Below are 4,100 nucleotides of genomic sequence, written 5' to 3' on the forward strand. Positions count from 1 at the left end.
AACCATCCGATGCCTCAAACGCCACCTCGCCCGCACCATCTACCGAAACCTCAAAACCGACCTCATGACCACTTGACGATCTATAGGACCGTCGCGACGAGCGTTGTCTCCCACGCCCATCGAGTAGCTCGCGCAGCGAGCGTGTCGAGATGAACCGGCCGACCACCGGTTCGCGCCCGCTCAACCCCACCGAAATCTGCGGCTCGATTTCGAATCGGTGCCCAGAACGGTCGATTCTGCGATCGAGCCGCAGATTTCGCAGGGCGCGGTGGTGGGGCGGTCCCCCAGCACGCCCGGAGCATCGAGAGGACTGTCCCACGCTTGGCTCATCTCGACACGCGATCCATTGCTCCGCTTCGCTCCGCATGGCTCGCTACTCGATGAGCGTTGTGGCTCGCTGCTCCGCTTCGCTCCGCATGGCTCGCTACTCGATGAGCGTTGTGGCTCGACTACTCGATGAGCGTGTGGCTCGACTACTCGATGAGCGGGTCAGCGGACGAACTGGGAGGGGGCGGTCATCGTGTTGCACTTGCCGATGTCGGTGTTCGTCAGGCCCAACTGGCCCCAGTAGAGGCGGCTGTCACCCAGGCCATGGGTGCCGTCCACGTTCGGCTTGCCGGTGAGGATGTCGTCACCACCATTGCGAATACTTGTCTGGATGTCCTGCCAGTTCTGGTCGGTGTAGTTCATCGACCGGCCGACCGACTGCAGATACATGCCGGCGAAGCAGTCGGCCTGCAACTCGATGCGCCGACTCATCTCCAGGGCTGCCTTCTTGTCGTCGGACTGCACCTGCTGGTACTGGTTCGCCTGCAGGATCAGCGTGCGCGCCTGGATCGAGTGCCCGAACTCGTGCGCCATCACCTCATCGATCACATGGGGTTCGATCATCACCGCGAGCGCCGGGTTCGCGTCCTGGATCTTGCGGGAGTAGTAGACCTGCTGGTTCGCCGCGCAGTACATCGCGTTCGGGCCCATCGCCTTGCCGCCGCCGCACGGTGAGGTGACGCTTTCGCCGTAGACGTTGACGATCGGGCGGACCAGTTCGTATTTCCCGGTGCCGGTGAACGGCGGGTTCCAGACCCGCATGTTGCATCCCATCAGATCGTCGATGTAGTCCTTCACCTCCTGGTCGCTGGCGGTGCGGAGGTTCATGTCCGGATCGCGCATCTCGCAGCGCACCGGCACCGGCACCTGCTGGCGATAGAGCGCGTTGTCGTCGGTGATCGACTTGACCTCGCTGACCGGGGCATCGGGGAAGGGCTTCACGTTGCCGGGCGGGGGCGGGGTGTAGTCCTCGTTCTGGTACGCCGGCTGCCGCATCGAGTTGATCACGAATCCCGCGATCGCCAGGCCGACGATCGCCAGCGCGGCGAGCAGCACCGGGCGCATCCGGCTCTTCGGGCGCGGCGAGGGCGGCGGGAACTGCGGTGATCCGTACGGGCCCTGCGAATACTGCTGCGGTACGCCGTATCCACCGGGCTGGCCCTGCGGCTGGCCCCAGGGGGACTGCGGCTGCTGCCAACCGGTGGGGTACGCCTGCCCGAAACCGGGCTGGCGGCCGAAACCGGGCTGCTGCCGGTAACCCTGCTGGCCCGGTCCGCCGGGGTACCCCTGACTCATGGCGCCTCCTGGATGCTTGGGAGTGACCTTAACGGCCCACGGGTCCGACGACCAGCGCGGTCGCGATCGCGGCCAGTCCCTCGCCGCGCCCGGTCAGGCCCAACCCGTCGGTGGTCGTCGCGGCGATCGAGACCGGGGCGTTCACGGTGCGGCTCAGCAGCGCCTCCGCCTCCCCGCGGCGTACGCCCAACCGTGGCCGGTTGCCGATCACCTGGATCGCGACATTGCCGATCTCGAATCCCGCGGCGCGCAGCCGGCGCGCGGTCTCGGTCAGGAAGGCCGTCCCCGCGGCACCGGACCACCGCGGGTCCGAGGTGCCGTAGTTGCTGCCCAGATCTCCCAGCCCCGCCGCCGACAGCAGCGCGTCGCAGGCGGCATGGCAGGCGACGTCCCCGTCGGAGTGCCCCTCGGGGCCGAACTCCTCGTCGGGGAAGGACAACCCGGCGACGACCATCGGCCGACCGGGGGCGAGGGCGTGCACATCGACCCCGATTCCGGTGCGGAACGGGGCGGGGCTGGCGGCGGCGGGTGAGGTCACGCCGCCCAGCGTAGGGCCCGCGGTCCGGATCATGTCGGTGGAACTCGCGCGCTCGCGGCGGCGGCGCGCCCCTGTTCCTGTGTCATAGTGGGCGCGCGGCCCCGGAGCGGGTCGCGGACCCCGGGAGGATCGATGGCACACCGGCGACCCAGAGCGCTGCTGGCCCTGCTGGCGACCCTGTTGCTCGCGCAGTTGGCGCTGTTCGGGGCGGCCGCCCCGGCTCGCGCAGCCGACAAGTTGACCAGTCACGCCAGCTCGGTGACCGTCGGCCAGGACGGCTCCCTGCAGGTGCGATCGGTGCTCACCTTCGACGGCGCACCGCCGAACTCCATCGAGCAGGCGTTCGCGCTGCGGGAGGAGATCGTCAACCAGCGCGAGTACGTGTACCGGGTGAGCGAACTGCGGGCGACCGCCGGTGGCCGCGATGTCGGCCAGGTGCGAACCGAGGGCGATCGGGAGATCATCACCATCACCCCGGGTGGCGCGAACGAGGTCGAGGTCAGCTACCGGGTCGCCGGCGCCAGTGTGACCACCCCCGGTGGCGGCACCCTGGTCCGCTGGAACGTGCTGCAGGGTCTGTCGGTCCCGGTGGACCAGGTGACCGCCGAGTTCGCCATGCCGGCCCAGTTCAGTGACTTCAAGTGCGTCGCCGGCCCGCCCGGTACCGAGGCCTCCTGCGCGCTGGCCGATGGGACCTCCGCCTCCGGCATCGCCCCCCGGATCTCCGACGGCCCGCGCGGGGCGGGTGAGATCGTCGGCGTACGCATCGCCTTCCCGGCCGGTGCGGTCGCCAGCGACGAGCAGGTCGACGACCAGTGGACGCTCGGTCGGGCCCTCACCGGCACCGGTGTCCCGCTCGCGGTCGCGCTGGGTCTGCTGGCCCTCGGTGCGCTGGCCCTGTTCCTGCTGCACCGGCGCGCCGGCCGGGACGCCAACCCCTCCGGTGACCCGATCCGGGTCGCGGAGTTCGTGCCCGTCGGTGCCGGGGTGGTGGAGTTCAAGGCCGGTGGCGAGGTGCTGCCCGGCCAGATCGGTACGGTGGCCGACGAGCGCGTCGACCCGATCGACGTCACCGCCACCATCATCGACCTCGCGGTCCGTGGGCACCTGCTGATCGTCGAACTGCCGCGGCGCAGCGAGTTCGCCCCCACCGACTGGACCTTCCACCGGATGCCCGGTGACGAGTCCCGGCTGCAGCCCTACGAGAAGGCGCTGCTCGACGCGCTGGCGCCCGCCGACGGGTCGTCGGTGCAGGTCTCCGAGATCGGCCCCTCGATCTCCGGTGTGATCCCGACGGTGCAGAACGACCTCTACGACGACATGGTCGACAACGGCTGGTACGACCGGCGCCCCGACTCGACCCGCAACGTGTGGAACCAGGCCGCGCTGATCCTGCTCATCGTCGGTGTGGTGCTCACCGGTGTGCTCGCGGCCTTCACCACCTTCGGGCTGACCGGGTTGGCCGTCGTCGCGCTCGGCCTGGGGTTGGCGTTCGTCGCCCAGGAGATGCCGGCGCGGACCGCGCTCGGCGCCCGGTTGCTCGCCGGCCTCGGCGTACTCCGCCAGGAACTGCGCAGCGAACCCACCGACCGGATGCCGAAGGGCCTTGAATACCGCGAGCTGTCCGAGGTGCTGCCGTACGCCATCGTGCTCGGCGGGGCGGATCGCTGGCTGGATGCGATCGTCGCCGCCGATGACGACGACGCCCCGGACCCGACCGATCTGTCCTGGTACCACGGCCCGGACAACTGGCACCTGCGGGACCTGCCGGATTCGCTGCGGAACTTCATCACCACCGTCTCGGGCAATCTGTTCGCCCGCTGAGCAGGCTGGGGGTGGGCTCCTCTCGACACAGTGAGGATGGTGGTGGGGGTCCGGTGGCCTTGGGGATGATGTCTTTGGGGTCTGGGTTGTTCGTTTGACCGATCTCGACACTGGC

The 4,100-nt window shown here is 69.2% G+C and carries 3 protein-coding genes; 1 reads left to right on the forward strand and 2 read right to left on the reverse strand.

Going from position 1 to position 4,100, the window contains the following annotated elements; all coding sequences use genetic code 11:
• Window positions 1–489 precede the first annotated feature (489 nt).
• Together C8D81_RS00590 and ispF are read right to left on the reverse strand one after the other, a co-directional pair.
• Window positions 490–1,623 (reverse strand): neutral zinc metallopeptidase, encoded by a 1,134-nt coding sequence (locus C8D81_RS00590; RefSeq protein ID WP_133625354.1) that lies wholly within the window; start codon window positions 1,621–1,623, stop codon window positions 490–492.
• A gap of 28 nt (window positions 1,624–1,651) precedes the next feature.
• Window positions 1,652–2,161, reverse strand: a complete 510-nt coding sequence (gene ispF / locus C8D81_RS00595) for a 2-C-methyl-D-erythritol 2,4-cyclodiphosphate synthase (RefSeq protein WP_094460199.1) — start codon at window positions 2,159–2,161, stop codon at window positions 1,652–1,654.
• 132 nt (window positions 2,162–2,293) lie between these two features.
• On the opposite strand from ispF, the gene C8D81_RS00600 reads away from it, so the two are divergent.
• Window positions 2,294–3,985, forward strand: coding sequence for a DUF2207 domain-containing protein (locus C8D81_RS00600; protein ID WP_133625355.1), 1,692 nt, complete (start codon window positions 2,294–2,296; stop codon window positions 3,983–3,985).
• The last annotated feature ends 115 nt before the right edge of the window (window positions 3,986–4,100 follow it).

Source organism: Enemella evansiae, assembly GCF_004362375.1.
Classification (GTDB): domain Bacteria; phylum Actinomycetota; class Actinomycetes; order Propionibacteriales; family Propionibacteriaceae; genus Enemella; species Enemella evansiae.

Coding starts and splice junctions, on each gene's coding strand:
- C8D81_RS00590 (WP_133625354.1), bottom strand. CDS start 1,623: ATGAGTCAGGGGTACCCCGGCGGACCGGGCCAGCAGGGTTACCGGCAG.
- C8D81_RS00600 (WP_133625355.1), top strand. CDS start 2,294: ATGGCACACCGGCGACCCAGAGCGCTGCTGGCCCTGCTGGCGACCCTG.